The 22,615-nt window shown below is 71.8% G+C and carries 24 protein-coding genes; 14 read left to right on the top strand and 10 right to left on the bottom strand.

What is annotated here, in order from left to right:
- The first annotated feature begins 10 nt into the window (after positions 1–10).
- From KHC27_RS02535 to KHC27_RS02505, 7 genes are all read left to right on the top strand, one after another.
- On the top strand, positions 11–376 hold the full coding sequence (locus tag KHC27_RS02535) for an HPr family phosphocarrier protein (protein ID WP_213334645.1): 366 nt from the start codon (positions 11–13) through the stop codon (positions 374–376).
- Positions 373–2,010, top strand: coding sequence for a phosphoenolpyruvate--protein phosphotransferase (locus KHC27_RS02530; RefSeq protein ID WP_213334643.1), 1,638 nt, complete (start codon positions 373–375; stop codon positions 2,008–2,010). The genes KHC27_RS02535 and KHC27_RS02530 overlap by 4 nt, the downstream gene beginning before the upstream one ends.
- Positions 2,007–2,429 carry a hypothetical protein gene (locus tag KHC27_RS02525; RefSeq protein WP_213334641.1) on the top strand — a complete coding sequence of 141 codons (423 nt, stop codon included), beginning with the start codon at positions 2,007–2,009 and terminating at the stop codon, positions 2,427–2,429. The genes KHC27_RS02530 and KHC27_RS02525 overlap by 4 nt, the downstream gene beginning before the upstream one ends.
- Positions 2,430–2,594: 165 nt before the next feature.
- Positions 2,595–3,584, top strand: coding sequence for a dihydroxyacetone kinase subunit DhaK (gene dhaK / locus KHC27_RS02520; protein WP_213334639.1), 990 nt, complete (start codon positions 2,595–2,597; stop codon positions 3,582–3,584).
- A gap of 144 nt (positions 3,585–3,728) precedes the next feature.
- Positions 3,729–4,370, top strand: coding sequence for a L,D-transpeptidase (locus KHC27_RS02515; RefSeq protein WP_213334637.1), 642 nt, complete (start codon positions 3,729–3,731; stop codon positions 4,368–4,370).
- Positions 4,371–4,509: 139 nt separating this feature from the next.
- Positions 4,510–5,538, top strand: a complete 1,029-nt coding sequence (locus KHC27_RS02510) for an amino acid ABC transporter substrate-binding protein (protein WP_213334635.1) — start codon at positions 4,510–4,512, stop codon at positions 5,536–5,538.
- Between the two features lie 86 nt (positions 5,539–5,624).
- Positions 5,625–6,062 carry a GlcG/HbpS family heme-binding protein gene (locus KHC27_RS02505; protein WP_213334633.1) on the top strand — a complete coding sequence of 146 codons (438 nt, stop codon included), beginning with the start codon at positions 5,625–5,627 and terminating at the stop codon, positions 6,060–6,062.
- Positions 6,063–6,198: 136 nt separating this feature from the next.
- Here KHC27_RS02505 and KHC27_RS02500 read toward each other — a convergent pair whose 3' ends face one another.
- Positions 6,199–6,960 (bottom strand): SDR family NAD(P)-dependent oxidoreductase, encoded by a 762-nt coding sequence (locus KHC27_RS02500; RefSeq protein ID WP_213334631.1) that lies wholly within the window; start codon positions 6,958–6,960, stop codon positions 6,199–6,201.
- A 147-nt stretch (positions 6,961–7,107) separates the two neighbouring features.
- Between KHC27_RS02500 and KHC27_RS02495 the strand changes: the two genes are divergently transcribed.
- The 4 genes from KHC27_RS02495 to KHC27_RS21820 all read left to right on the top strand — a co-directional run bounded on the left by KHC27_RS02495 (position 7,108) and on the right by KHC27_RS21820 (position 10,695).
- Positions 7,108–7,359, top strand: coding sequence for a hypothetical protein (locus KHC27_RS02495; protein ID WP_213334630.1), 252 nt, complete (start codon positions 7,108–7,110; stop codon positions 7,357–7,359).
- A gap of 144 nt (positions 7,360–7,503) precedes the next feature.
- Positions 7,504–9,207, top strand: a complete 1,704-nt coding sequence (locus tag KHC27_RS02490; RefSeq protein ID WP_213334627.1) for an ArnT family glycosyltransferase — start codon at positions 7,504–7,506, stop codon at positions 9,205–9,207.
- 63 nt (positions 9,208–9,270) lie between these two features.
- Positions 9,271–9,597, top strand: coding sequence for a lipid-A-disaccharide synthase N-terminal domain-containing protein (locus KHC27_RS02485; RefSeq protein ID WP_213334625.1), 327 nt, complete (start codon positions 9,271–9,273; stop codon positions 9,595–9,597).
- 159 nt (positions 9,598–9,756) lie between these two features.
- The gene (locus KHC27_RS21820) at positions 9,757–10,695 is read left to right on the top strand and encodes a phosphatase PAP2 family protein (RefSeq protein ID WP_213334623.1); all 939 of its coding nucleotides are present in this window, start codon (positions 9,757–9,759) and stop codon (positions 10,693–10,695) included.
- Here the strand turns inward: KHC27_RS21820 and KHC27_RS02475 are convergent.
- Positions 10,584–11,363 (bottom strand): glycosyltransferase family 2 protein, encoded by a 780-nt coding sequence (locus KHC27_RS02475; RefSeq protein ID WP_213334620.1) that lies wholly within the window; start codon positions 11,361–11,363, stop codon positions 10,584–10,586. The two genes, KHC27_RS21820 and KHC27_RS02475, sit on opposite strands and share 112 nt — an antisense overlap.
- Positions 11,364–12,147: 784 nt before the next feature.
- Here KHC27_RS02475 and KHC27_RS02470 point away from each other — a divergent pair.
- Positions 12,148–12,618: a hypothetical protein gene (locus KHC27_RS02470; protein ID WP_246518728.1), complete on the top strand. Its 471-nt coding sequence runs from the start codon at positions 12,148–12,150 to the stop codon at positions 12,616–12,618.
- Positions 12,619–12,654: 36 nt separating this feature from the next.
- Here KHC27_RS02470 and KHC27_RS02465 read toward each other — a convergent pair whose 3' ends face one another.
- The 7 genes from KHC27_RS02465 to KHC27_RS02435 all read right to left on the bottom strand — a co-directional run bounded on the left by KHC27_RS02465 (position 12,655) and on the right by KHC27_RS02435 (position 18,985).
- Entirely contained in the window at positions 12,655–13,020 is a 366-nt protein-coding gene (locus KHC27_RS02465) for a nitrile hydratase accessory protein (RefSeq protein ID WP_213334618.1), read from the bottom strand.
- Positions 13,017–13,376: an SH3-like domain-containing protein gene (locus KHC27_RS21815; protein ID WP_213334616.1), complete on the bottom strand. Its 360-nt coding sequence runs from the start codon at positions 13,374–13,376 to the stop codon at positions 13,017–13,019. Before KHC27_RS21815 ends, KHC27_RS02465 begins: the two co-directional genes overlap by 4 nt.
- On the bottom strand, positions 13,373–13,717 hold the full coding sequence (locus KHC27_RS21810) for an SH3-like domain-containing protein (protein WP_213334614.1): 345 nt from the start codon (positions 13,715–13,717) through the stop codon (positions 13,373–13,375). The genes KHC27_RS21815 and KHC27_RS21810 overlap by 4 nt, the downstream gene beginning before the upstream one ends.
- The gene (nthA, locus tag KHC27_RS02450; RefSeq protein ID WP_213334611.1) at positions 13,714–14,433 is read right to left on the bottom strand and encodes a nitrile hydratase subunit alpha; all 720 of its coding nucleotides are present in this window, start codon (positions 14,431–14,433) and stop codon (positions 13,714–13,716) included. The genes KHC27_RS21810 and nthA overlap by 4 nt, the downstream gene beginning before the upstream one ends.
- A gap of 107 nt (positions 14,434–14,540) precedes the next feature.
- Complete coding sequence (gene zigA, locus KHC27_RS02445; RefSeq protein ID WP_213334610.1) at positions 14,541–15,767, bottom strand: zinc metallochaperone GTPase ZigA; 1,227 nt, start codon at positions 15,765–15,767, stop codon at positions 14,541–14,543.
- A gap of 128 nt (positions 15,768–15,895) precedes the next feature.
- Positions 15,896–17,800 carry a hypothetical protein gene (locus KHC27_RS02440; RefSeq protein ID WP_213334608.1) on the bottom strand — a complete coding sequence of 635 codons (1,905 nt, stop codon included), beginning with the start codon at positions 17,798–17,800 and terminating at the stop codon, positions 15,896–15,898.
- Positions 17,801–18,019: 219 nt separating this feature from the next.
- Complete coding sequence (locus KHC27_RS02435; RefSeq protein ID WP_213334606.1) at positions 18,020–18,985, bottom strand: aminotransferase class IV; 966 nt, start codon at positions 18,983–18,985, stop codon at positions 18,020–18,022.
- Positions 18,986–19,480: 495 nt separating this feature from the next.
- On the opposite strand from KHC27_RS02435, the gene adh reads away from it, so the two are divergent.
- Together adh and KHC27_RS02425 are read left to right on the top strand one after the other, a co-directional pair.
- A complete protein-coding gene (gene adh, locus KHC27_RS02430) occupies positions 19,481–21,001 on the top strand; it encodes an aldehyde dehydrogenase (protein WP_213334604.1) in 1,521 nt (506 codons plus the stop codon).
- A 72-nt stretch (positions 21,002–21,073) separates the two neighbouring features.
- Positions 21,074–21,454: a DUF779 domain-containing protein gene (locus KHC27_RS02425; RefSeq protein ID WP_213334603.1), complete on the top strand. Its 381-nt coding sequence runs from the start codon at positions 21,074–21,076 to the stop codon at positions 21,452–21,454.
- A gap of 113 nt (positions 21,455–21,567) precedes the next feature.
- On the opposite strand, the gene KHC27_RS02420 is transcribed toward KHC27_RS02425, so the two are convergent.
- A complete protein-coding gene (locus KHC27_RS02420) occupies positions 21,568–22,332 on the bottom strand; it encodes a glutamine amidotransferase-related protein (protein WP_213334602.1) in 765 nt (254 codons plus the stop codon).
- Between the last annotated feature and the right edge of the window lie 283 nt (positions 22,333–22,615).

Below are 22,615 nucleotides of genomic sequence, written 5' to 3'. Positions count from 1 at the left end.
GAGTGCGGCCATGAATGCGACCAGCCACCCCACGGGCGGTTCTGCCGCCGGCCCGTCCGGTGCCGACGCCGGCGAGGCGGGTGCCCGCGGCAGCGCGCTGCTGACCAATGCCGTGGGGCTGCACGCCCGCCCCTCGGTGAAGCTCACCCAGCTCGCCAAGAGCTTCGCCGCCGCCATCGAGGTCGGGCTCGGCGCCGAGGGGCCCTGGGTCGACGCCAAGAGCCCGGTGAAGATCATGCGGGTGAAGGCGGGCAAGGGCACCGTGCTGCATTTCCGCGCCGAGGGGCCGGATGCCGCCGCGGCGGTCGCGGCGCTGGTCGCGCTGGTGGAGCGTCGCTTCGACGAGGAGGAGAGCGGCCACGGGGACGCGCCATGAGCGAGACCCGCCTGCAGGGCCGCAGCGCCTCGCCCGGGCTGGCCGCCGGCCCGGTGGTGCTGCTCGCCGCCCCGCGCGCGGCGGCGCGCCCCGCGCTCGATCCCGATGCCGCCGCCGGGGCGCTGCGCCGCGCCATGAGCCGGGCGGCCGGCGAGATCGCGGCGCTGGTCGCCACCAGCGAGCCCGCCGCCGCCGACATGCTGGGCTTCCAGCTCGCCCTGCTGGAGGACGACGCCCTCGCCGAGGGGGCGTTTCACGCCATTTCCCTCGGGGTGCCGGCCGAACTGGCGTGGCAGCAGGCGCTCGATGCCGAGATCGCCGGCTACGAGGCGGCGGAGGACGAGTATTTCCGCGCCCGCGCCGCCGACCTGATGGATGTGCGCGACCGGGTGCTGGACGCGCTGGCCGGCGGCGACTCCGGGGCGGGCAGCGGCGCGGCGGCCAGCGGCATCGTCGCCGCGCACGACCTGCCGCCGTCCCGCTTCCTCGGCATGGACTGGTCCGCGGGCGGCGCCATCCTGCTCGCGGGGGGCAGCCCCACCAGCCATGTCGCCATGCTGGCGCGCTCGCGCGGCATCCCGATGATCGTCGGGCTGGGGGTGGCGCCGGAGGCGCTTCTGGGCGAGGTGCTGGTGGACGCCACCGCCGGCGCGGTGGTGATCGACCCCTCGCCGGAAACCCGCCGCGCCTTCGAGCGCCAGCGCGAACTGGACGGCCGCCGCGCCGCCACCGAGGCTGCCGGGGCGCTCGAGCCCGCCGTGACCCGCGACGGCACCCCGGTCGCGGTGCTGCTCAATGTCGCCGACCCCGCCGAGCTGGACGGGCTCGACCCCGCGCTGTGCGACGGCATCGGGCTGGTGCGCACCGAATTCCTGTTCCACGACGCCGGCGCGCTGCCCGGCGAGGAGGCGCAGCGCGCGGTCTATGCCCGCATCCTCGCCTGGGCCTGCCGCGACGGGCGGGCCCGGCCGGTGACCATCCGCACGCTCGATGCCGGCGGCGACAAGCCGATCGCCGGCCTCACGGTGGAGGGCGAGAGCAACCCCTTCCTCGGCGTGCGCGGCATCCGGCTCTCGCTGGCGCGGGAGGAGGTGTTCCGGGTCCAGCTCCGCGCCCTGCTGCGCGCCGCCGCCGGGCCGGGCGGGACCGGGCTCAAGGTGATGCTGCCCATGGTGACGGTGCCGGCCGAGGTGGCGCGCACCCGCGCGCTGCTGGCGCAGGAGCTCGCCGCGCTCGCCGCCGCCGGCCTTCCCGCCGCGCTGCCGGCGCTCGGCATCATGATCGAGGTGCCGGCGGCGGCGATCGCGATCGACCTGTTCGAGGCGGATTTCTACTCGGTCGGCTCCAACGACCTCACCCAGTACGTCACCGCCGCCGGCCGCGACATCGGCGCCCTGGCCGATCTCGCCGACCCGCTCAACCCCGCGGTGCTGCGGCTGGTGGAGCGGGTGGCGCAGGATGGCGCGGCGCGCGGGCGCGAGGTCAGCCTGTGCGGGGATGCCGGCGGCGACCCGGCGGCGCTCCCGGCCCTGCTGCGCACCGGGCTGCGCGCGCTCTCCATGGCGCCGGGTCTGGTGCCGGCGGCCAAGGCGGCGCTGCGCGCCGTGGACCTTGCCGGCGGGCGGGGGCGATGAGCGAGGCGGCCGCGGACAGCCCCCCGCCCTCGGGCGTGGCGCTCTACAAGGCGCTGCTGCGGCAGGTGCTGGACAACCGTCCCTCCGGCACCCGGCAGCGGCTGGCGCAGGCGCTGGGCAAGAACCGCTCCTTCGTCTCGCAGATCGCCAATCCCTCCTATCCCGTGCCGATCCCGGCCCAGCACATCGAGGCGATCTTCGAGGTCTGCCATTTCTCGGTGGAGGAGCGCCGGGCCTTCCTCGACGCCTACCGCCACGCCCATGCCAACCGCCGGCTCAAGGCGAGCGAGGTGCCGCGCCGGCGCACCGTGCAGATCACCGTTCCCGATCTCGGGGACGCCCGCAAGAACCAGATGGTGGACGACATGATCGCCGACTTCGCCGCCCGGCTGGCGCGGCTGGCCGACGACCTGTCCTGAGCCGCCCGGCCTGCGGTCGCCGACCCCGGCCGCCGACCCCGGCCGCCGACCCCGGCCGCCGACCCCGGCCGCCGCCGATCCGCCGCGCCGACTTGCCGCGCCGCGCCGCCGGACCCGCCCGCAGAGGCGTGCCGGCTCCTTCGAGGAAACGCCTGAGGAAACGCCATGAAGAAGTTCATCAATACCCCCGCGACCCTGCTGGAGGACAGCCTCGACGGCTTCGCCCGCGCCCATGCCGGGCTGGTCCGGCTCGGCGAGGAGCGCCGGTTCATCGCCCGCGCCGCGCTCTCGCCCGGCAAGGTCGGCCTCGTCTCCGGCGGCGGCTCCGGCCATGAGCCGATGCATGCCGGCTTCATCGGCCACGGCATGCTGGACGCCGCCTGCCCCGGCCAGGTCTTCACCTCGCCGACGCCGGACCAGATCGTCGCCGCCATCGAGGCGGTCGACACCGGCGCCGGGGTGCTGCTCGTGGTGAAGAACTACGAGGGCGACGTGATGAATTTCGAGATGGCCGCCGAGATCACCGGCAGCCCGATCGCCACCGTCGTCACCGACGACGACGTCGCGGTGGAGGCCTCGACCTGGTCCACCGGGCGGCGCGGGGTCGCCGGCACGCTGGTGGTGGAGAAGATCCTCGGCGCCGCCGCCGAGCAGGGCCGCCCGCTCGCCGCGCTGAAGGAGCTGGGCGACGCGGTGAACCGGCGCACCCGCTCCATGGGTGTCGCGCTCACCTCCTGCACCGTGCCCGCCGCCGGCACCCCCACCTTCCAGATCGGCGAGGACGAGATGGAGATGGGGGTGGGCATCCATGGCGAGCCGGGCCGGCGGCGGGTGAAGCTCGCCTCGGCCGACGCCATCGCCGAGGAGCTGGTGGAGACGGTGCTGAAGGACCTCGACCCCGCGCCCGGCGCGCCCTGCCTGCTGCTGGTGAACGGCTTCGGCGGCACCCCGATGATCGAGCTCTACCTCATGGTGCAGGCCGCCGGCCGCATCCTCGACCGCCACGGCGTCAAGGTCGCGCGCTACCTCACCGGCAATTACGTCACCTCGCTGGAGATGGCGGGCTGCTCGATCTCGCTCGCCGCGCTCGACGAGGAATGGCTGCCGCTGTGGGACGCGCCGGTGGAGACCGCGACGCTGCGCTGGGGCCGCTGAGGCGGCGCGGCGGTGATCGCTTCCACAGGGGGCGGGCGTTGACTTCCGCCCGTTTCCCGCCTTCCATCCTCCCGGGCGACGACATGGCTGATTTGGGCCGTGCGCCGGCACAAGGCGCCGTGCCCCGACGAGGAAAGGCCGAGGATGCGTACATCCCTTCTCTCCCGCGCCGGCGGCGGCGCCCTTGCGGTCGCCGTGCTGGCGCTCACCGGCGCGCTGCTGTCCAGCGCCGGGGCGCAGACCCGCCCGCCCGCCGACCTGCGCAACACCGTGATGCAGATCGACGAGAAGCCGGGCTATGTGCCCTCGGACGGCGAGTCCCAGCTCGACCCCGCCTTCCGCAAGCAGCCGGTCTATTTCCGCACCACCGAGCCGCCGGGCACCATCATCATCCACACCGACGAGCGGTTCCTCTATCTCGTGCAGGGCGACAACCGCGCCATCCGCTACGGCATCGGGGTCGGGCGCGACGGCTTCCAGTGGTCCGGGCTCGAGCACGTCACCCGCAAGGCGGAGTGGCCGGACTGGACCCCGCCGCCGGAGATGATCGCCCGCCAGCCCTATCTGCCGCGCTTCATGGCCGGCGGCCCCGGCAACCCGATGGGCTCGGCCGCGCTCTATCTCGGCAAGACGGTGTACCGCATCCACGGCACCAACATGCCCGACACGATCGGCCTCGCGGTGTCCTCCGGCTGCTTCCGGCTGGTGAACGCCGATGTCACCGACCTCTACAACCGCGTGCCGGTGGGCACGAAGGTCATCATCCGGCAGGCGCCGACGCTCTGAGCGCCGGGGCCGACGACCGCCGCCGGATGCCGGCGCACAGACCGCCGGCATGCCACATGCCGGCGCTACGGGCGGGCCGCTGCGGCCCGCCGGGATGCCACAGGACGACGCCGGTCCGGCCGGCGGCAATGGGGGGATCATGAAACGTTTCGCAACCGTGCTGGCCGCGGCCGGCCTCGTTCTGGCCGCGCAGTGCCTCGCGCCGGTACGCGCCCACGCCGACACGCTGGCCGACGTGAAGGCCCGCGGCACGCTGAAATGCGGCGTCAACCAGGGCCTCGCCGGCTTCTCCGCGCCCGACGACAAGGGCCAGTGGAGCGGCTTCGACGTCGACCTGTGCAAGGCGGTGGCGGCGGCGATCTTCGACGACGCCTCGAAGGTCACCTATGTCCCGCTCAGCGCCGAGGCGCGCTTTCCCGCGCTGGCGAAGGGCGATGTCGACCTGCTCTCGCGCAACTCGACCTGGACGCTGCAGCGCGAGGCCGAGCTGAAGCTGCTGTTTCCCGCCGTGTCCTATTTTGACGGCCAGGGCTTCATGGTGCCGGCCGCGCGCAACCTCACCTCGGCGCTGGAGCTGACCGGCTCCAAGGTCTGCACCCAGGCCGGCACCACCAGCGCCGCCAATGCGCGCGACTACTTCGCCCAGAACAACATGACGCTGGAGCTGATCGAGCTGCCGGGCGTCGACGAGCTGGTGAAGGCCTATGGCGACGGCACCTGCGGGGTGCTGACCACCGACGTCTCCCAGCTCTACGCGCTGCGGCTGAAGCTGGCGAACCCCGCCGACCACATCGTGCTGCCCGACGTCATCTCCAAGGAGCCGCTCGGCCCGGTGGTGCGGCAGGGCGACGATGCCTGGTTCAACGTGGTGAAGTGGAGCCTGTTCGCGCTGGTGAACGCCGAGGAACTCGGCATCAGCACCGAGACGCTGGAACAGGCCAAGGCCTCGCAGAAGCCGGCGGTGAAGCGCTTCGTCGGCACGGACGGCCATTTCGGCACCCAGCTCGGCCTCACCGACGACTGGGCGGTGCGGATCGTGAAGGCGGTCGGCAATTACGGCGAGGTGTTCGAGCGCAATGTCGGCTCGGGCTCGAAGCTCGCCATCCCGCGCGGCGTCAACCAGATCTGGAGCGCCGGCGGCATCCTCTACGCCCCGCCGATCCGCTGAGGCGCCGGCCCGCGGCCGCCTTCCATTTTCCGGACCAACCTGACGGCCTGCCGCCCGAGGCGGGCCGAACCCTGTGCGAGGACGCCATGACCACCCTGACCCTCCAGGCGGCGCAGACCATTGTCGCCACCGCTCTGGACCACTGCCGCGCCGGCGGCTTCAAGCCGATGGGCGTCGTGGTGCTCGACGCCCGCGGCGCGCTCAAGGCCGCCGCGATCGAGGACGGCTCCGCCCTCAAGCGCAGCGAGATCGCCCATGGCAAGGCCTATGGCGCGCTTGCGCTCGGCATCGGTTCGCGCTCCATCTTCAAGCGGGCGAAGGAGCAGGCCTTCTTCGTCGCCTCGGTGTCCCATGTCGCGGGCGGCGCGCTGGTGCCGGTGCCGGGCGGGGTGCTGATCCGCGACGCCGCGGGCGAGATCGTCGGCGCGGTCGGCATTTCCGGCGACACCTCGGACAATGACGAGGCCGCCGCGCTGGCCGGCATCGCCGCCGCCGGCCTCACCGGCGACCCCGGACAGGACTGAGCGCGTCGGCCGCATCAAGAACGGGATCGCCGCGCCGGTCGCGGCGATCGGGAACGGGCGGCCTTGCCGCGGCGCCGGGAAACCGGGCCGGGGCAGGGTGCCCCGGCCCTTTTCGCCCATGCCGGCGGCGCCGGTCTCAGAACTGCACGCCCCGGGTCAGGGCGCCGTCCACCACCAGATTTGTGCCGGTGATGAAGCTGGCGGCCGGGCTCGCCAGGAACACGGCGGCATTGGCCATTTCCTGCGGCGTGCCCATGCGCCCGGTGGGGTTGAGGGCGAGGGCGGTGGCGTAGAGCTCGGGGTTGCCGTCCTTGATCTGGTTCCAGACGCCGCCCTCGAAATAGGTATTGCCCGGCGAGACCGTGTTGGCGCGGATGTTCTTGGCCGCGAGCTGGAAGGCGAGGCCCTGGGTGTAGTGGATGATCGCCGCCTTGAAGGTGCCGTAGGGCCCGGCGGCGAAATCCACCTCGCGGCCGGACACGCTGGAGATGGTGACGATGGCGGCGGCCTTGCTGGCCTCCAGCCACGGCATGGCGGCATCCACCAGCCGCACCGTGCCCATCATGTCGGTCTGGTAGCTGGCGTTCCAGCTCGCCTCGTCCTGGCCGATGGCCAGCGCGCTGACATTCGCCACCACGATGTCGAGCCCGCCGAATTCCTCCCCCACGTCCTTCACCCAGGCGGCGAGGCCGGGACCGTCCGCGACATCCACCGCGCGGCCGGTGGCGCGCACGCCCTTGGCGGCGAGGGCGGCGACCGCGGCGTCCACCTCCTCCGCCTTGCGCGCGCAGATGGCGATGTCGGCGCCCTCCGCCGCGAAGGTCTCGGCAATGGCCCGGCCGATGCCCTTGGTGCCGCCGGTGACGAGCGCGCGCAGCCCCTTAAGTCCCAGATCCATGGTTCACTCCGTGGAAACAGTGTTGATGCGGGCGCGGATCATGCGGTGGCGGCGAGGGGCGGGCAAGAGCGTCGGTGCCGCCTTCGGCCATGCCGGGCGCGGTGACCCACGCGCGGAACCGACGGGGCGCTGCGGCATTGATTCGCCATGGATACCAACACCACCCGCCTCATGCCCCCGCTGCGCGTGCGCGCCGGCTCCGCCGTCTTCGAGATCGAGACCCTCGAGGAGGCGCTGGCTTTCGCCACCGCCAATCCCCAGCCGAAAGGCGACCAGGAGGGGCTGATCCGCCGGCTTCAGGCCGCCGACAGCACCGAAGAGGTCATCGAGGCCAGCAACGCCTTTCAATGGTGGGCGGAATCCAACGCGATTCTGGTCGAGCCCGGCCTGCCGGACTGACGCCAGCGGCCCCGGCTTCGGGCGCGGCGCCCTGCCGCCCCGGCGGCTGACGCTTGGTGATCTTTCGCGGCCCCGCCCGGCCGTGTCATACGTCCGCCATGGAACGCCCGCAGCAGGTCTGCCGGCGACGCGGCGTGAGGGCGTATGGCGGACACCACGGGATCGATGGCCGGCGCGGAAGCGGCGGCGCCACGGCGCTGGCTGGCGGCGCTGGCGGCGAACGCCGTCGTCGCCCGGGTGCTGCTGGTCGCGCTCTGCCTCGCGGTGATGGTGCCGGGGCTGTTCCACCTCCCTGCCGTCGACCGCGACGAAGCCCGCTTCGCCCAGGCCACCCGCCAGATGCTGGCGAGCGGGGATTATGTGACGCCGCGGCTCGGCGCCGAGCCGCGCTTCAAGAAACCCATCGGCATCTACTGGCTGCAGAGCGCCGCCGCCCATCTCACCGGCCATGGCGACGGCGCCGCGCCGATCTGGGTGTTGCGGCTGCCCTCGCTGATCGCCGCCATCCTCGCGGTGCTGATGACCCACGCCATCGGCGTGCGGCTGTTCGGTCCGCGCGCGGCGCTGCTGGGGGCGGCGCTGCTCGCCACCTGCCTCGTGCTGAACGGCGAGGCGCGGCTCGCCAAGACCGACGCCACCCAGCTCGCCGCGGCGGTGGCCGGGCAGCTCGCGCTGCTGCTGTGCTACCTCGCCCCGGCCGAGGCGCCGCGCCGGCTGGGGCCGGCGCTGCTGTTCTGGTGCGCCATGGGCGCGGGCATATTGCTGAAGGGCCCCATCGTCCCGATGCTGGCGGCGCTCACCATCCTCGCGCTGCTCATCGTGGACCGCCGCGCCGGCTGGCTGGCCCGGCTGCGCCCGAAGGTCGGGGTGCCGGTGCTGGCGCTGATCGTGCTGCCCTGGGTCATCGCCATCGCGCTCTCCTCCGGGCTCGACTTCTTTCATGAGGCGGTGGGCAACGACCTGCTCGGCAAGGTGGCGGCGGGACAGGAATCCCACGGCGCCCCGCCGGGCGCCCATCTCGCCGCCTTCTTCATCGCGTTCTGGCCCGGCGCGGCGCTGGCCGCCGCCGCCGTGCCGTGGGTGTGGGAACATCGCCGGCAGCGCGAGGTGCGCTTCCTGCTGGCCTGGATCCTCCCGTTCTGGATCGTGTTCGAGCTGATCGCGACCAAGCTGCCGCACTACACCCTGCCGGCCTACCCCGCCATCGCGCTGCTGGCGGGCGCGGCGGCCTATTCCCCCCGGCTCGACCCGGCGCCGCGCTGGGCCCGCTGGCTGGTGGTGGCCGCCGCTGCCGGGGCGGTGGCAAGCGCCTTCGCCCTGCCGGCGGCGCTGGTGGTGCTGCAGCAGCAATGGGTGCCGCTGTCCTTCGCGCTGGCGCTGGCCGGGCTGGTGGCGGGCGTCATGGCCGGGCGGCGGGCGCTGGCGGGGGCGCTGCCCACGGCCTATCGCTGGCTGTTCGCGGCGGCGGTGGCGCTCTACGGGCTGGGCTTCGGCGTGGTCGCCCCCCGGCTCGACATGGTGTGGCTGTCGCCCCGGCTGGCGGCGGCGGTGGCGGCGCACGCGCCGTGCACGGCGCCGCAGCTCTTCGTCGCCGGCTACAGCGAGGCGAGCGCGCTGTTCTATCTCGGCAAGGACACCGGTCTCGGCGACGGCGCCGCCGCGGCCGATTTCCTCGCCGGACCGGGCTGCCGGGTGGCGATCGTCTCCGACCGCCAGAAGGCGGCGTTCGATGCCCGTCAGGCCGCACGCGGCGGACCGGCGCCGCGCCTGCTCGACACCGTGACCGGGCTTAACACCGGCAATGGCCGGCTGCTGACCATGTCGCTTCTCGGTGCCGGTTCGCCTTGATCTTGCCGGCAAGCCATTACACACAAGGACACCGGCCACTGGCCGGACCCGAGGGAGCCTTCCATGAACTTTCCGTTCGACCCCTGGCTGGTGTTCGGCTTCGTCGGGCAGGGCCTGTTCACCACGCGGTTCCTGCTGCAGTGGATCGCCAGCGAGCGGGCCCGCAAGTCGGTGGTGCCGATGGCGTTCTGGGTGTTCTCGCTGCTCGGCGGGACGACGCTGCTGGTCTACGCCATCTACCGGCAGGACCCGGTCTTCATCGTCGGACAGGCGGCGGGGCTGCTGATCTATGTCCGCAACCTGTATTTCATCACCCGCGAGCGTTCCGGCCTGCCGGTGGACAGCGGCGCGGCGGCGGTACCGGAGAGCCCGTCGGGCTCGGTCGGCTGATGATCCGTCGCAGTACCGTCGCCGTACGAACGGTATAGAATTGATCCAGGGCATGGATTGTCACGGCGCTGTCGTGACACCGTGATGTTCGGCGCCTTACGGGAGGCGCCGGGAATGTGCGGAAGGGGGGCGGGGATGCCGGGCTGGGAACGGGCGAGGGTGGCCGGGCAGGTTTTCCTGCAGGACCGCCTTCTCGCAGGCTGCGTGGCGGCGACGCTGCTGCTCTCGGCGCTGTTCATCACCTTCCCGGGCATCGACCTCGCGGTCTCTGAGCTGTTCTACGATCCGGCCGCGGGTTTCGCGGCAAAGCATGTGGGCGTGCTGCGCACCCTGCGCGAGGTCGGCTCGCTGGTGCCGCTCACCGTGGTGCTGCTGCTCGGCGCCACACTCGTTCTCAAGCTGCTGAGCCCGCTGCGCCGCAGCCTGTGCTCGCCGCGCTTAGCGCTCTACTTCGTCTCGCTCTACCTGCTGGGCCCGGCGCTGCTGGTGAACGGCGTGCTCAAGGCGGTTATGGACCGGCCGAGGCCGGTGAACGTGTCCGATTTCGGCGGCGCCAGCGCCTTTCTGCCGGCCTGGCACATGGGGGGGGAGGTGCTCGGCCATCGCTCCTTCGTCTCCGGCGAGGCGGCGCTGGTGGCCTGCCTGCTGCCGCTGGTCGCCTTCGTGCCGCCGGCCCGGCGCAGGACCGCCGGGCTTCTGATCGGCGTCTTCGTGGTGATGGTGTCGATGAACCGGGTGGCCTTTGGCGGCCATTTCCTCTCCGATGTCACCATCTCCATCGCGCTGATCGCGACGCTGGCGACGGTGCTGCACCGGCTGCTCTATGGCCGCTGGGCCGCCGCCTTCTCCGACCCGCGGATGGAAGTCCGCCTCACCCGGATCGGGATCGAGTGCAACTACGCCCTGCATGATCTCGCCCTCGCCGCGGCGCGGCGGGGCCGCGCTCTGGCGGCTGCGGCGGGGCGTCAGCTTCAGGCGGCAGGGTCTCAGCTCGTCTCGGCGGGTCGGCTGGCGCTGTCTTTCGGTGCCGCCGCGTCTTCCGCGATACGCGGCATCAGGGTGCGGCGCCTCAGCCAGGTGACGCCGAACAGGTCGTAGATCCCGATCAGCGCCCGGCCGAAATTGGTGTATTTCGACTGGCCCGCCAGCCGTGGCCGGTCTCCGACCGGGACATAGGCCACCTCATGGCCGTAGCTCAGGAACAGCGCCGGCAGGTAGCGGTGCATGCTGGTGAAGAACGGCAGCAGCAGGAAGGCGTCGCGGCGATAGGCCTTGATGCCGCAGCCGGTGTCGGGGCAGTCGTCCTTCAAGAGCCGGGCCCGCAGCCCGTTGGCGAAGCGCGAGGCGAAACGGCGCGACCCGGTCGCGAGGCGCCGGGCGCGGATGCCGCCCACCAGCGCCGGGCCGCCCTCCGGTCCCCCCAGTTTCGCCAGCAGATGGGGAATGTCTGCCGGCACGTTCTGGCCGTCGCCGTCCATGGTGGCGATGATGGGAAAGCGCGCGGCGAGCACGCCGCTGCGCAGCGCCGCGCTCTGCCCGGCCCGGGTGGCGTGGCGCAGATAGCGCAGCCGGGGAAAGCGGGTCAGCAGCGCCTTGACCTCGGCGCCGGTGGCATCGGCGCTGCAATCGTCCACCACGATCACCTCGCCCATCCGCTCGGCGGGAATGGCCTCGAAGGTCTCGGCGACGAGACGGCCGATATTCCCGGCCTCCTCATAGGCCGGGATGACCACGGAAATGCGGGAAGAATCAGGGATGGGCGGCATGATGCGGGGTTCCGGCGTCGTTCGCGCATGCCCTAGCATGAGGAACGCCGCGACGCGACGACATCGCAGCGGCTTACCCAGCGTCCATCCTCGCATACGTCCGCCTGCCCCCCAGGCTTCGCCATCGGTTGCCCAGCGGAGAGCCGGTGCGAGGCGACAGGCGGAGGACGACATGGTTCAGGGCGCCGCCGCCCGCATCCACGGCGGCCCCTGGGCGGGAACGGCGCACCCGTGCGTCGACCTGCAGAAACCGTTCGGGCCGCAGGGCCAAGGCCGACGCCGTGGATGGAGCGGGTGCCGCCGGTAGTTCGTCACCTTGCCGGGCGGTTCGCCGGGCACAACCTCTTCACCCGCTTCATCCCGCGGTGCATGCCGAGGACGCGGTCGGGGCATGGCGAGGAGTCCATCGCCGCCGGGAGGCGGTCACGCGGGCGCGCCTGCCGGCGGACATGCTGGAACGGCTGCGCGCGCTCGCCCGAGTCGCCCACCCGCGCGATCGCCGCCCGGCCGCGCTCCTCCGCCTTCGCGGCGGATGGTGGCTACCGCGTGAAGCTCGTGGAAGACGCGGTTCGCTCCTCCTCCGACGCCGGGCACAACGCGTCGATGTCGCTCTGTCGCAGCCGCCTTGCCGAGCAGATCGAGACCGCGACCGGCCCGGCCGTGCGCGATGTCGCCGGTCCGGCGCCGGCTACCGCAAGCGGAACAAGCCCTTGAACTGGGTGTTGAGCCCGGGTCCGCGCTCCGCGGCAGCGAACCGGCGCATAAGCCGGGCATGGAGGAACGCATGAACGCCCGTCACCACATCGTCGGCCTCGCCGGCACGCTGGTCCTGATCGCCGGACCCGCGCTCGCCGGCCCCTGCGCCGGCCGCATCACCCAGATCGAGAAGACCCTGAACGCCACCGATGCCGGCTCCGGCCCGACCGCCTCCACCACCGGCGGCAGCGACGGTACGGTTGCCGCGACGCCGCGGCAGGTGCCCAAGGCCGGCGATACGCCGGGAACCGCGGGCACCCCGGGGATGAATACCGCGCTCGGCAACCGCGCCGCCTCGGCGGCCGATGTCCGCGCCCAGACCGAGGGCCAGCCCACCGCCGCCCAGACCGCGCAGGGCAACGGCCAGGGCCAGCAGCCCGTCATTCATCAGCGGGAGCTGAGCGACGCGCTGCGCACCGCCCGCGACGCCGATGCCCGTGGCGACGCCCAGGCCTGCGGCAAGGCGCTGGACACGGCCGAGAGCTATCTCAAGGGGTGAGCGGGCTCAACCCAGCGGGCCGGCCTCTGCCGCGCCTCACGGCGGCGGCGCCTCCGGCCGGCCCGGCGCCACCGCGATCGGCCCGGTGCGGGCGACATGCTGGTGGTCGGCCCGGCGGAAGGCGGCGACGGCCTGCGCCTGCACCGCCAGAACGCGCGGGTCGATGATCGCCTTTTCCGCCAGCAGCCGCACCGCGGCGGCGAACCAGCAGCGGTAATAGGCCTCGTCCGGGTTGGCATGGATTTCCGCGCTCAGGCGGTCGGCGAATTCGCGCCAGCCGAACAGTCCGGCCTCGTGCAGCGTGACGACCAGAGCGAACGCCTTCGCCTCCCACGGCGCGGCGAAGGTCTCCGGCCGGTCGAGCCACGGAAGGTCCGGGATGTCGGGCCGGGGCGCGCTCATGCCGCCGGGTCCGGCAGCAGGTAACTGTCGTGCATGTCGATGGTGAGGGTGTCGCCGGCCGCCGCGCCATCCCCCCACAGTTCCCGAGCGGTGAAGCGGACGGCGTAGCAATATTCCCGCGCCGCGTCGTCCCCCAGTGCCCGGGCATCGGGATAGGCGTAGACGCCGTGCACCCGCACCACCTCGCCCCGCTTGCCCCGACAGTAGCGTGGCAGGCGGGTGTGGGTCGGCGGGTTGAGGTTGCGGGTCAGCACCCGGTCGCCGGGGGCGAAGCGGGGTGGCGCGTCCGGCGCGGCGACCCGGGTGGTGGCGCCCTGGTGAACCAGCGCGACGATCTCCTCGGGGCCGAAGCTCATCGTGCGCCCTCCGCCACGGCTGCCGCGCCCGCCTCTCCCGCTTTCGCGAGGGCGGCGGCAAACTCTCCGGGCGTGATGGCGCCGCTTTCCAGCAGCAGCCGGGCGACGGCGAACCACCATTGTTCGTAATAGGGCCGGGTGAGGTAGAGCGCGGGGTCGAGCCGTTCGCGCGACTGGCGGAACGCCTCGTCGGTGAACAGCCCGCCGATGATGGTCGCCATGAACACGGCGAACATCCGGCTTTCCCATTCCTGCTTGAAGACCGGCTCGCTGCCGTCATAGCCGGGCGGCACCACCGGGCCGAAGCCGTCCATGCCGCCGCAATCGTGCACCGTGTTCATGCCGCGCGCTCCGGCTGGCGGGCCTCGGCCACCCCGATCATGCTGTCGCGGGTGACGAGGGCGGCGAGCGCCTCGGCGTCCAGCCCTTCGGTCCCGGCGGGGCGGCGGGGCAGCACCATGTAGCGCAGCTCCGAATTGCTGTCCCACACCCGCACCTCGGTGGAGGCGGGCAGCACCGTGCCGAACTCGGCCAGCACGGCGCGGGGCTCGCGCACGATGCGGGAGCGGTACGGCATGCTCTTGTACCAGTTCGGCGGCAGGCCGAGCACCGGCCACGGGTAGCAGGAGCACAGGGTGCAGACGATCACATTATGGACCTCTGCCGTATTTTCCAGCACCACCATGTTCTCGCCCTGCGCACCGGTGAAGCCGAGCTCGGCGATGGCGGCATCGGCGTCGGCGAGCAGACGGGCGCGGTAGGCGGGGTCGGTCCAGGCCCGCGCCACCACGCGGGCGCCGTTGCGCGGGCCGATGCGGTTTTCGTAGAGGTCGACCACCGCGTCGAGCGCCTGCGGGTCGACCAGACCCTTGCGGGTGAGCAGCTCTTCCAGCGCCTTGACCCGCACCGCGATGTCGAGCCCGGCGACACTGGCGAGCGCCTGGGCGGACTGGGTCCAGTCCAGCCCGCCGGCCGCAGCCTCTCCCGCTCCTGCCGGTGGCGTTGCGGTGCGTTCCGGCTCCGCCGGCTCCGGCTGCTGCGACGGCGTCCGCGTCATGCCCGCCTCCCGTTTCCGGGCCACCGCGTGGTGACCATGTCGAAGCAGGCATGCAGGAAATGGGCCGCCTGTGCTGGTCGTTCAGCACAGGCGGCGTCGCCGTGGCCTCACGCCAGCGCGGGAGCGGTGGCCTCGGCCCAGACGGGGAAGGGGTCGGGCAGATCGGCGAGGGCGGTGGGGTCGTAGGCCGCCGGATCGGTGGGGCCGACGAGGCAGGCGTCCAGCGCGGCGCGGATCGCCGCCTCGTCCATGCGCACGCCGATGAAGACCAGCTCCTGCCGGCGATCGCCATAGCCGGGCACCCAGTGGCTGCGCAGCCAGGAGCGCCAGTCCGGCTGGGTCGGCCAGTGCTCGGCGGGAATGCCGGCCCACCAGCGGCCGATGGTGCCGGTCCGGCAGATCGCCCCGGCCAGCGACATCTCGCCGACCCGCTTCGGCCGGGTGGCGAGCCAGAACAGCCCCTTGGCCCGCACCAGTCCCGGCCAGGTGCGGGCGAGGAAGGCGTTGAACCGTTCGGGATGGAAGGGCCGGCGGGCGCGGTAGACGAAGCTGGAGACGCCGTATTCCTCGGTCTCCGGCACATGGTCGCGGAAGCCGTTCAGCTCCTTGAACCAGAGCGGGGCGGCCTGCGCCTTCTCGAGGTCGAACAGCCCGGTGCCGAGCACCGCGGCGAGCGGCACGCGGGCATGGTCGGCCTCGAGGAGACGGGCGTCGGGGTTGAGCGCCTTCACCACCCCGCGCACCTGCGCCAGCCGTTCCGGCGGCACGGCGGAAACCTTGTTGAGCACGATCACGTCGGCGAACTCGATCTGGTCCGTCAGCAGGTCGACCAGCGTGCGGGCGTCGTCCTCGCCCGCGGTCTCGCCGCGCTGGGCGAGGAAGTCCCGGCTGCCGAAATCGCGCAGCAGGTTGGCGGCGTCGACCACCGTCACCATGGTGTCGAGCCGGGCGATGTCGGCGAGCGAGAAGCCGGCCTCGTCGCGGAAATCGAAGGTGGCGGCGACGGGCAGCGGTTCGGCGATGCCGGTGGATTCGATGAGCAGGTAGTCGAAGCGCCCTTCGCTGGCGAGCCGGCGCACCTCCGCCAGCAGGTCGTCGCGCAGGGTGCAGCAGATGCAGCCATTGGTCATTTCGACCAGCTTTTCCTCGGTGTGCGAGAGATTGGCATCGCCCGAGCGGACCAGCTCGGCATCGATGTTCACCTCCGACATGTCGTTGACGATGACGGCGACGCGCAACCCCTCGCGATTGGCGAGGATGTGGTTGAGCAGGGTGGTCTTGCCCGCCCCGAGAAACCCCGAGAGGACGGTGACGGGCAGTCGTGTATCCGGCATGGTCCCGGCTCCATCATGAATGATACAATGTATCATTCGCACGACCGACCTGCGGGATCAAGCGGGCGCCCGTGGCGTCACGGCGCCTGCCCGTTCGGGAACCGATGAGGGGAATGCCGCCGGGCCGGCTAGAGCCGTGGGCGCTGCGGGGCGGCCGAGCCGGATTGGACCCTGCCGACGGGGCCGGGAAAAGCGCTGACGTCGGTGAGCCACACCGCGTAATCCCTGGCGCCGGGTGTCAGCGGCACCCATGCGGCGACGGTCGGGCCGCAGGCGCGGATGTCGGTGGACTCCGCATCGACGGTCGGAAAGCTGGGCCACGGCATGGCGCGGGGACCGGGGAAGCCCTGCAGCGTGCGCGAGGGGGTCAGGTCGGGCCAGTTCGGCGGGGTGCCGTCGGCATCGGCCCACCGGCCACGCGCCGGCTGGTCCAGCCGCATGAAGCAGGGGCCGTGGACATCGCCCCGGCCGGGCTGGCCGCCCCAGACCAGGAAGGGCCCGTTCACGGCCCGTGGCTCGCCATATTTGGTGAGCATCGCCCGTACCAGCTCCTCGCGGACATACGGCTCGGCCGCAACGACATAACGCCCGATGGCCAGCAGGCGACCGTCGGGCCGGTCCGGGTCGGCGACCAGAGCGACGGTTTCCCGATTGTCGGCGCTCATGAAGAGGCGGGCCTGATCGAAGCCGAGCGCCGGGCTCAGCCGGTAGGGGCTGAAGCTCAACCGCTGGGTGAGCCGCCCGCGCCGCAGGATCTGTTCCGCGGCGGCGGGCGTCATGTCGAGCGAGAGGCCGGCAATGTCGTAATGGCGCCGCTGCCGGCCGGCCGGCAGGGTGCCGGTAATGTTCGCCGGGCTCATCGCCGGGCTGTCTGCCGCCGCCATGGCCTCGATGCTGGCGGCCGGCTCGGGCGGCGGCGCCTTTTCCACCGACAGCGGCGCCGGGTCCGGCTTGATGCCCGTGCCGCCGAGGCGGATCAGCGGCTCCCCGGCCAAGCGCAGGGTGAGGAGAGCCTGTGGCGAGGGGCCGCCGGGCTCGCCGCTCTCCTCTTCCATGCGCGTCAGCGGCAGCTCGGCGATGGGATCGGTGAGGTCCGGGTCGGCATAGCTCGACACCCATTTCAGCGTGAGGTCGAGGCGGAACCCGCCGACCTGTTCCAGGGCGTAGAGGGGAACGCCGAGCAGGTCGCCGCTGATCCAGGTGGTCGGGTCCATGCCGGTGAGCCGGGCGAACGCGGCCAGGGTCACCGTGCTGCCGGTTCGCTGGCGTAACCGCTGGGCCGTGTCGGCCGAGACCGGGATGACGCGGTTGTCGATCTCCAGCGTGGCGTTCACCGGGATATCGGCCTCCACCGTAAACCGCACCGGCGTGTCGACCAGCACGAGGCCGCCCCGGTCGGGAGCGTAGTAGCCGGCGCTGGCCTGCTCGGGGATGACGATGTCCAGCGGCAGGCGCGGCGCCGCGCGGGCGATGAGCGGCAGGGTATGCGCCGCGAAATCGCTCAGCACCGCGAAGCGCTCCCGGTCGGGGGCGGCGTAGAGCACCTGCCGGATGCCCTCCTCGTTCAGCGAGGGCAGCCAGTCCGGCGCCGAGCCCGCGCGGCCGGCGGGCCGCAGGGGCGCCAGCCATTGCCGGATCCGGTCGGGGTGAACGAAGCGCTGCGCCAGAAGGGCCACCGTCTCGACATCGGGCAGGGCCTGGGGGTTGTCCCGTATGGCGCGGGCGACGGCGAGGCTGAGCAGGGCGTTGGAGAACAGCCTCAGCTCCGTTGCCATCTGCTGCCGCGGCGCATGGCGGGGAAACTGCCCCGCCAGCACGTAGCCGCGGCGGCGGGCGAGGGGCATGAAGACATCGGCCGCCGGCCCGGGCGGTGGCGGGGACGCAAGGGCAGGGGCTGCGGCCAGCGTCGGCGCGAGGGTCGTGGTCGGCAGCGGCACGACAACCGCCGGCCGGTCAGGCACCACGGCAGGGGTCGGCATCCCTTCACGGGCGGCGAGATGCTGGGCCGGCGCGGACACCGGCAGCGCACTCATCGACGCAAGCGTGAGGAGCCCTGTGAGCGCCCACGCGCCCACAGGCGAAAGAACGCGCGCACGGCCCACCAGGGCACCCCTTTGGATACAAAATATCTATAATAGAGTAGGGCTGTTGTGCGGCGCGGAAAAGATAAAAAATATCAAAACCGGTGACATATCCGATATAAATCGCTGCGGTGCAGAAATAACACAACGAATAGTAGCAATTTAGAAGCGTTATGGGCGCTTTTCTCCCTCGGGAGTCAGTCCGGCAGCGAAGGGGCGCTCGGGATCGTCGTAATTGACCGGCGTCATATGCCAGCCCTCGGCATGCTTCTGCCAGTACAGCGCCTTCAGCCTGAGGCTGATCTCACCCGGGCGGTCGTTTCCGTAGATTCGGTCGTTGACCCGCGCGCACGGCATCACCCCGCCGGCGGTGGTCGTGGTGAACACCTCGTCCGCCTCCATCAGGTCGTCGAAGGTGACCGGCGCGATGCGGGGTTCCAGGCCCAGCTCGGGACAGAGTTCCAGCACGGAACGCCGGGTGATGCCGAGGAGGGCGCCGCGGTCCGGCGTGGTGACGACGTCGCCCTTCACGATGAACACGTTGAAGCCCGGCCCTTCCGTGACGAAGCCGTCGTCGTCCAGCAGCAGGGCGGTGTCGTAGCCGCTGTCCAGCGCCTCGAACACGCCGCGGCTGAGGTCGCGCCAGTTGTAGTTCTTCAGCGTCGGGTCGAGCGAGCGGCTGGAGAAGCGCGGCACCGAGGCGACCAGCAGGTGCGCGCCGCGCTCCTGCACGTCCGGCTTGATCACGTCGAGCCAGGGAATGGCGTAGGCATAGAAGGTGTTGTCGCAATCATGCGGGTTGCGCGAGCCGAAGACGCGCGGCACCCCGCGGGTGGAGAGCATGGCGACGAAGGCCTCGCGCAGCCCGGACAGCGCGACGCACCGCCCTACGATCTCGCGCATCTGGGCCCGGTCCACCGGCGGCGTCAGGCGGTAGCCGGCCAGCGACGTCTCGAAGCGGTCGAGATGGTCGTCCAGCCGGAAGAAGCCGCCATGCTTCACATGCGCGACGTCGTAGGTGACGTCGGAGCGGGTGAAGCCCCAGTCGCCCAGCGGGATCTTCGCCTCCGACATGGGCACGAACGTGCCGTTTACATAGGCGGCGCCGCGGGAGAAGTCTGGGGTGGGCTGGGACATGTCAGGTTCCGGTGGGGTCTTCGCAGGTGGGGACGGCGACGCCGGCTTCGGTCGTGGCAGGCGAACGGTAAGATCGTGTGTGCCGGACGATGACACCAGCGCACCACCGCAGCTTAGCAAGAGCCGGGCCGTTTCGGGCGATGAGCACCTCGCCGCCTCCCGCGGACGCGCCGCGCCCCGGGACGCCGGGTGCGACATGTCGTCCGGCCGACCCCGTCGCCCCTTCCCGCGAGAGCCTGCGAAGCCTCTGGCGGCGCGGCTTTGCGGGTGCCGGATCCCAAACGTCGCACGTCGTTGTGTTCGACTGAATACGGCGTTGACGCCCACTTGAAAGCAGGCGCAGTCTCCCCGCCACGGACGCCAAGGGCCGGAACGGGGGAGCAACCCCCGGCGGGCCCCCGATATGAGAAACGCGGCGACTTCCTCCCCCGGGGGTGGCGTCGACACGCGGCAAGGACGCCTTTTCAGGGGCGATTCATCCTAGGAGGAAAGACCATGTTCCAGCAGGCCCTGGAGAAGATCTCCAGCAAACTCCTCATCCGCGACCGTTACGACAACTTCATCGGCGGGGCGTGGGTCGCGCCCGTCGAGGGTCGCTATTTCGACAACCCCAGCCCGGTGACCGGCCGCAAGCTGTGCGAGGTTCCGCGCTCCACCGCCGCGGACATCGAGCTTGCGCTCGATGCCGCCCACAAGGCGAAGGACGCCTGGGGCCGCACCTCCGCCGCCGAGCGGGCGCTGATCCTCAACCGGATCGCCGACAAGCTCGAGGCCAATCTCGATCTCATCGCCATGGTCGAGACCCTCGACAACGGCAAGCCGATCCGCGAGACGACCCACGCCGACCTGCCGCTCGCCATCGACCATTTCCGCTACTTCGCCGGCGCGGTGCGGGCGCAGGAGGGCGGCATCTCCGAGATTGACCACGACACCGTGGCCTATCACTTCCACGAGCCGCTGGGCGTGGTCGGCCAGATCATCCCGTGGAACTTCCCGATCCTCATGGCGGTGTGGAAGCTGGCGCCCGCGCTCGCCGCCGGCAACTGCATCGTGCTGAAGCCAGCCGAGCAGACCCCGCTCAGCATCCTCGCGGTGATGGAGCTGATCGGCGACCTGCTGCCGCCGGGCGTGGTGAACGTGGTGAACGGCTTCGGCGTCGAGGCCGGCAAGCCGCTGGCGCAGTCCAAGCGCATCGCCAAGATCGCCTTCACCGGCGAGACCTCGACCGGGCGGCTGATCATGCAGTACGCCTCCGACAACCTCATTCCGGTGACCCTGGAGCTGGGCGGCAAGTCGCCGAACATCTTCTTCGCCGACGTGCTGGCGGCGGACGACGACTATTTCGACAAGGCGCTCGAAGGCTTCGCCATGTTCGCGCTGAACCAGGGCGAGGTCTGCACCTGCCCCAGCCGCGTGCTGGTGCAGCAGAGCATCTATGACCGCTTCATCGAGCGCGCGGTGGCGCGCGTGAAGAAGATCAAGCAGGGCCACCCGCTCGACTCCTCCACGATGATCGGCGCCCAGGCCTCCAACGACCAGCTCGAGAAGATCCTCTCCTATATCGACATCGGCCGGCAGGAAGGCGCCAAGGTGCTGACCGGCGGCAAGCGTGCCGAGCTCGAGGGCGAGCTGGCGGGCGGCTACTATGTCGAGCCCACCATCTTCGAGGGCCACAACAAGATGCGGATCTTCCAGGAGGAGATCTTCGGCCCCGTGGTCTCGGTCACGACCTTCAAGGACGAGGAAGAGGCGCTCGCCATCGCCAACGACACGCTGTACGGCCTCGGCGCCGGCGTGTGGACCCGCGACGGCAACCGGGCCTACCGCTTCGGCCGCGCCATCCAGGCCGGCCGGGTGTGGACCAACTGCTACCACGCCTATCCCGCCCATGCGGCCTTCGGCGGCTACAAGCAGTCGGGCATCGGCCGCGAGAACCACAAGATGATGCTCGACCACTACCAGCAGACCAAGAACATGCTGGTGAGCTACTCCACCAAGGCGCTCGGCTTCTTCTGAGCCGAACCATCGACGTCACGGGCCGGCGCGGCGAATGTCCGCGCCGGCCCTGCGCCGCACAGGGGAGCGATCATGGTTGACCGCGTCGAGATCATGCCTGCCGCCGCCGAGCTGGTCGCGCGGCTGGAAGCCCGGCACGGGCCGCTGATGTTCCACCAGTCCGGCGGCTGCTGCGACGGCTCCGCGCCGATGTGCTATCCCGCCGGCGATTTCCGGGTGGGCCCGCAGGATGTGCGGCTCGGCACCATCGCCGGCTGTCCGTTCTATATCGGGGCCGCGCAGTTCGAATACTGGCAGCACACCCAGCTCATCATCGACGTCGTGCCGGGCCGCGGCTCCGGGTTCTCGCTGGAGGCGCCCGAAGGGGTGCGGTTCCTGACCCGCAGCCGTCTCTTCACCGACGCCGAGCTCGCCGAGCTGGACGCCGCCGGCCCGCCGTCGCGCGCGGCCTGAAGCTTCCGGCATGCCGGGCCTGCGGAACGACCCGTCTCGCTTCGATGGCCGGTAGGAGGCCAGCGGGCCCCGGCTCCAGATATCGTCCGTCCGCCCCCGGCGGCGGCGCGGGATCAGCCCGGCGGCGGCGCGGCGTCCTGCGTCGCGAGGGACATCGGCTCCGCCCGGCGTGGAAAGGCGCGCGCCAGCCATCCGCCGAACACCCGCGCCGCCAGCTCACCCGTGCGCAGCCGGCGCGCCTGGCTCTCCCGCCGCAGCGCCGGAATGTCGATCCCTGCCGCGACCAGCGCGGCGTGATGGCCGACATACCACTCCTCCAGTTCGCGGGGGCCGGCTTCCAGATGGAACCGCAACCCAAGTCCGGCTCGCCCGACGGCGAAGGCCTCCGTCGCCCCGGCGGCGCCATGGGCGAGGCATGCCGCCTGCCGTGGCAGCTCGATGGCATCGCCGTGCCAGTGCAGCACCTCAGCGTCCGGTTCGGCGAGCGGGGCCAGGGCGGAGGCGCGCCCCTCGCCGGTGAGCGCGACGCGGTCCCACCCGATCTTCTTGCCCGGATCGGGGAACAGCCGGGCGCCCAGCGCGGCGGCCATGAGCTGGGCGCCGAGGCCGATGCCGAGCGTCGGCCGCCCGCGGCCCAGGCGTGTCTCGATCAGTGCCATTTCGCGGGTGAGAAAGGGGAAGGCGCGGGCATCAGCGACCCGCACCGGGCCGCCCAGCACGATGACGAGGTCGGCCCCCGTCACCGAGCGATGCGCCAGATCGTCCGTCGCCGCCTCGCAATAGGCGAGGTCCCAGCCCTGCCCGTCCAACAGCCCGGCGAGGATGCCGAGATCCTCGAAGGCGACATGGCGGATGGCGACGAGGCGGGGGCGCTTCATGCGGGCGGTCCGGCGGAGGGCGTTCGCAGGGACGATGACAGACGTTATATCCATTCGGATATAACGCGCAACAACGGAACCCGCCTGCCGGCGCATCTGCCGGCGCCACGTGCCGCTACTCCACCACAGCGCCGTTGAGGCGGGGCAGGCGGCGCCGGGCCGGCGTGTCCCCGTGCGGGGCGTCCGGCGACCGGTGGCCTTCGTCGGGTGCAGGCGCGGCCGGGGGCGGTGACGTCTCATGGAGATGGCCCGCATCGGCCGCTGTCGGGCGCCCGGCCGGCGG

The organism is Ancylobacter lacus, from assembly GCF_018390635.1.
Classification (GTDB): domain Bacteria; phylum Pseudomonadota; class Alphaproteobacteria; order Rhizobiales; family Xanthobacteraceae; genus Ancylobacter; species Ancylobacter lacus.
This window is presented reverse-complemented; position numbering and strand designations above follow the sequence as displayed.

Bases quoted from the DNA above. Each gene is read 5' to 3' on its own strand.
- KHC27_RS21815 (WP_213334616.1), bottom strand. From the start codon at position 13,376: ATGAGCTTCGGCCCCGAGGAGATCGTCGCGCTGGTTCACCAGGGCGCC.
- KHC27_RS02505 (WP_213334633.1), top strand. From the start codon at position 5,625: ATGACCACCCTGACCCTCCAGGCGGCGCAGACCATTGTCGCCACCGCT.
- KHC27_RS02530 (WP_213334643.1), top strand. From the start codon at position 373: ATGAGCGAGACCCGCCTGCAGGGCCGCAGCGCCTCGCCCGGGCTGGCC.
- KHC27_RS02535 (WP_213334645.1), top strand. From the start codon at position 11: ATGAATGCGACCAGCCACCCCACGGGCGGTTCTGCCGCCGGCCCGTCC.
- KHC27_RS02425 (WP_213334603.1), top strand. From the start codon at position 21,074: ATGGTTGACCGCGTCGAGATCATGCCTGCCGCCGCCGAGCTGGTCGCG.
- KHC27_RS02500 (WP_213334631.1), bottom strand. From the start codon at position 6,960: ATGGATCTGGGACTTAAGGGGCTGCGCGCGCTCGTCACCGGCGGCACC.
- KHC27_RS02515 (WP_213334637.1), top strand. From the start codon at position 3,729: ATGCGTACATCCCTTCTCTCCCGCGCCGGCGGCGGCGCCCTTGCGGTC.
- KHC27_RS02420 (WP_213334602.1), bottom strand. From the start codon at position 22,332: ATGAAGCGCCCCCGCCTCGTCGCCATCCGCCATGTCGCCTTCGAGGAT.
- KHC27_RS02485 (WP_213334625.1), top strand. From the start codon at position 9,271: ATGAACTTTCCGTTCGACCCCTGGCTGGTGTTCGGCTTCGTCGGGCAG.
- KHC27_RS02495 (WP_213334630.1), top strand. From the start codon at position 7,108: ATGGATACCAACACCACCCGCCTCATGCCCCCGCTGCGCGTGCGCGCC.
- KHC27_RS02475 (WP_213334620.1), bottom strand. From the start codon at position 11,363: ATGCCGCCCATCCCTGATTCTTCCCGCATTTCCGTGGTCATCCCGGCC.
- KHC27_RS02440 (WP_213334608.1), bottom strand. From the start codon at position 17,800: ATGAGTGCGCTGCCGGTGTCCGCGCCGGCCCAGCATCTCGCCGCCCGT.
- adh (WP_213334604.1), top strand. From the start codon at position 19,481: ATGTTCCAGCAGGCCCTGGAGAAGATCTCCAGCAAACTCCTCATCCGC.
- dhaK (WP_213334639.1), top strand. From the start codon at position 2,595: ATGAAGAAGTTCATCAATACCCCCGCGACCCTGCTGGAGGACAGCCTC.
- KHC27_RS02465 (WP_213334618.1), bottom strand. From the start codon at position 13,020: ATGAGCGCGCCCCGGCCCGACATCCCGGACCTTCCGTGGCTCGACCGG.
- nthA (WP_213334611.1), bottom strand. From the start codon at position 14,433: ATGACGCGGACGCCGTCGCAGCAGCCGGAGCCGGCGGAGCCGGAACGC.
- KHC27_RS02525 (WP_213334641.1), top strand. From the start codon at position 2,007: ATGAGCGAGGCGGCCGCGGACAGCCCCCCGCCCTCGGGCGTGGCGCTC.
- KHC27_RS02510 (WP_213334635.1), top strand. From the start codon at position 4,510: ATGAAACGTTTCGCAACCGTGCTGGCCGCGGCCGGCCTCGTTCTGGCC.
- KHC27_RS02470 (WP_246518728.1), top strand. From the start codon at position 12,148: ATGAACGCCCGTCACCACATCGTCGGCCTCGCCGGCACGCTGGTCCTG.
- KHC27_RS02435 (WP_213334606.1), bottom strand. From the start codon at position 18,985: ATGTCCCAGCCCACCCCAGACTTCTCCCGCGGCGCCGCCTATGTAAAC.
- KHC27_RS21810 (WP_213334614.1), bottom strand. From the start codon at position 13,717: ATGAACACGGTGCACGATTGCGGCGGCATGGACGGCTTCGGCCCGGTG.
- zigA (WP_213334610.1), bottom strand. From the start codon at position 15,767: ATGCCGGATACACGACTGCCCGTCACCGTCCTCTCGGGGTTTCTCGGG.
- KHC27_RS02490 (WP_213334627.1), top strand. From the start codon at position 7,504: ATGGCGGACACCACGGGATCGATGGCCGGCGCGGAAGCGGCGGCGCCA.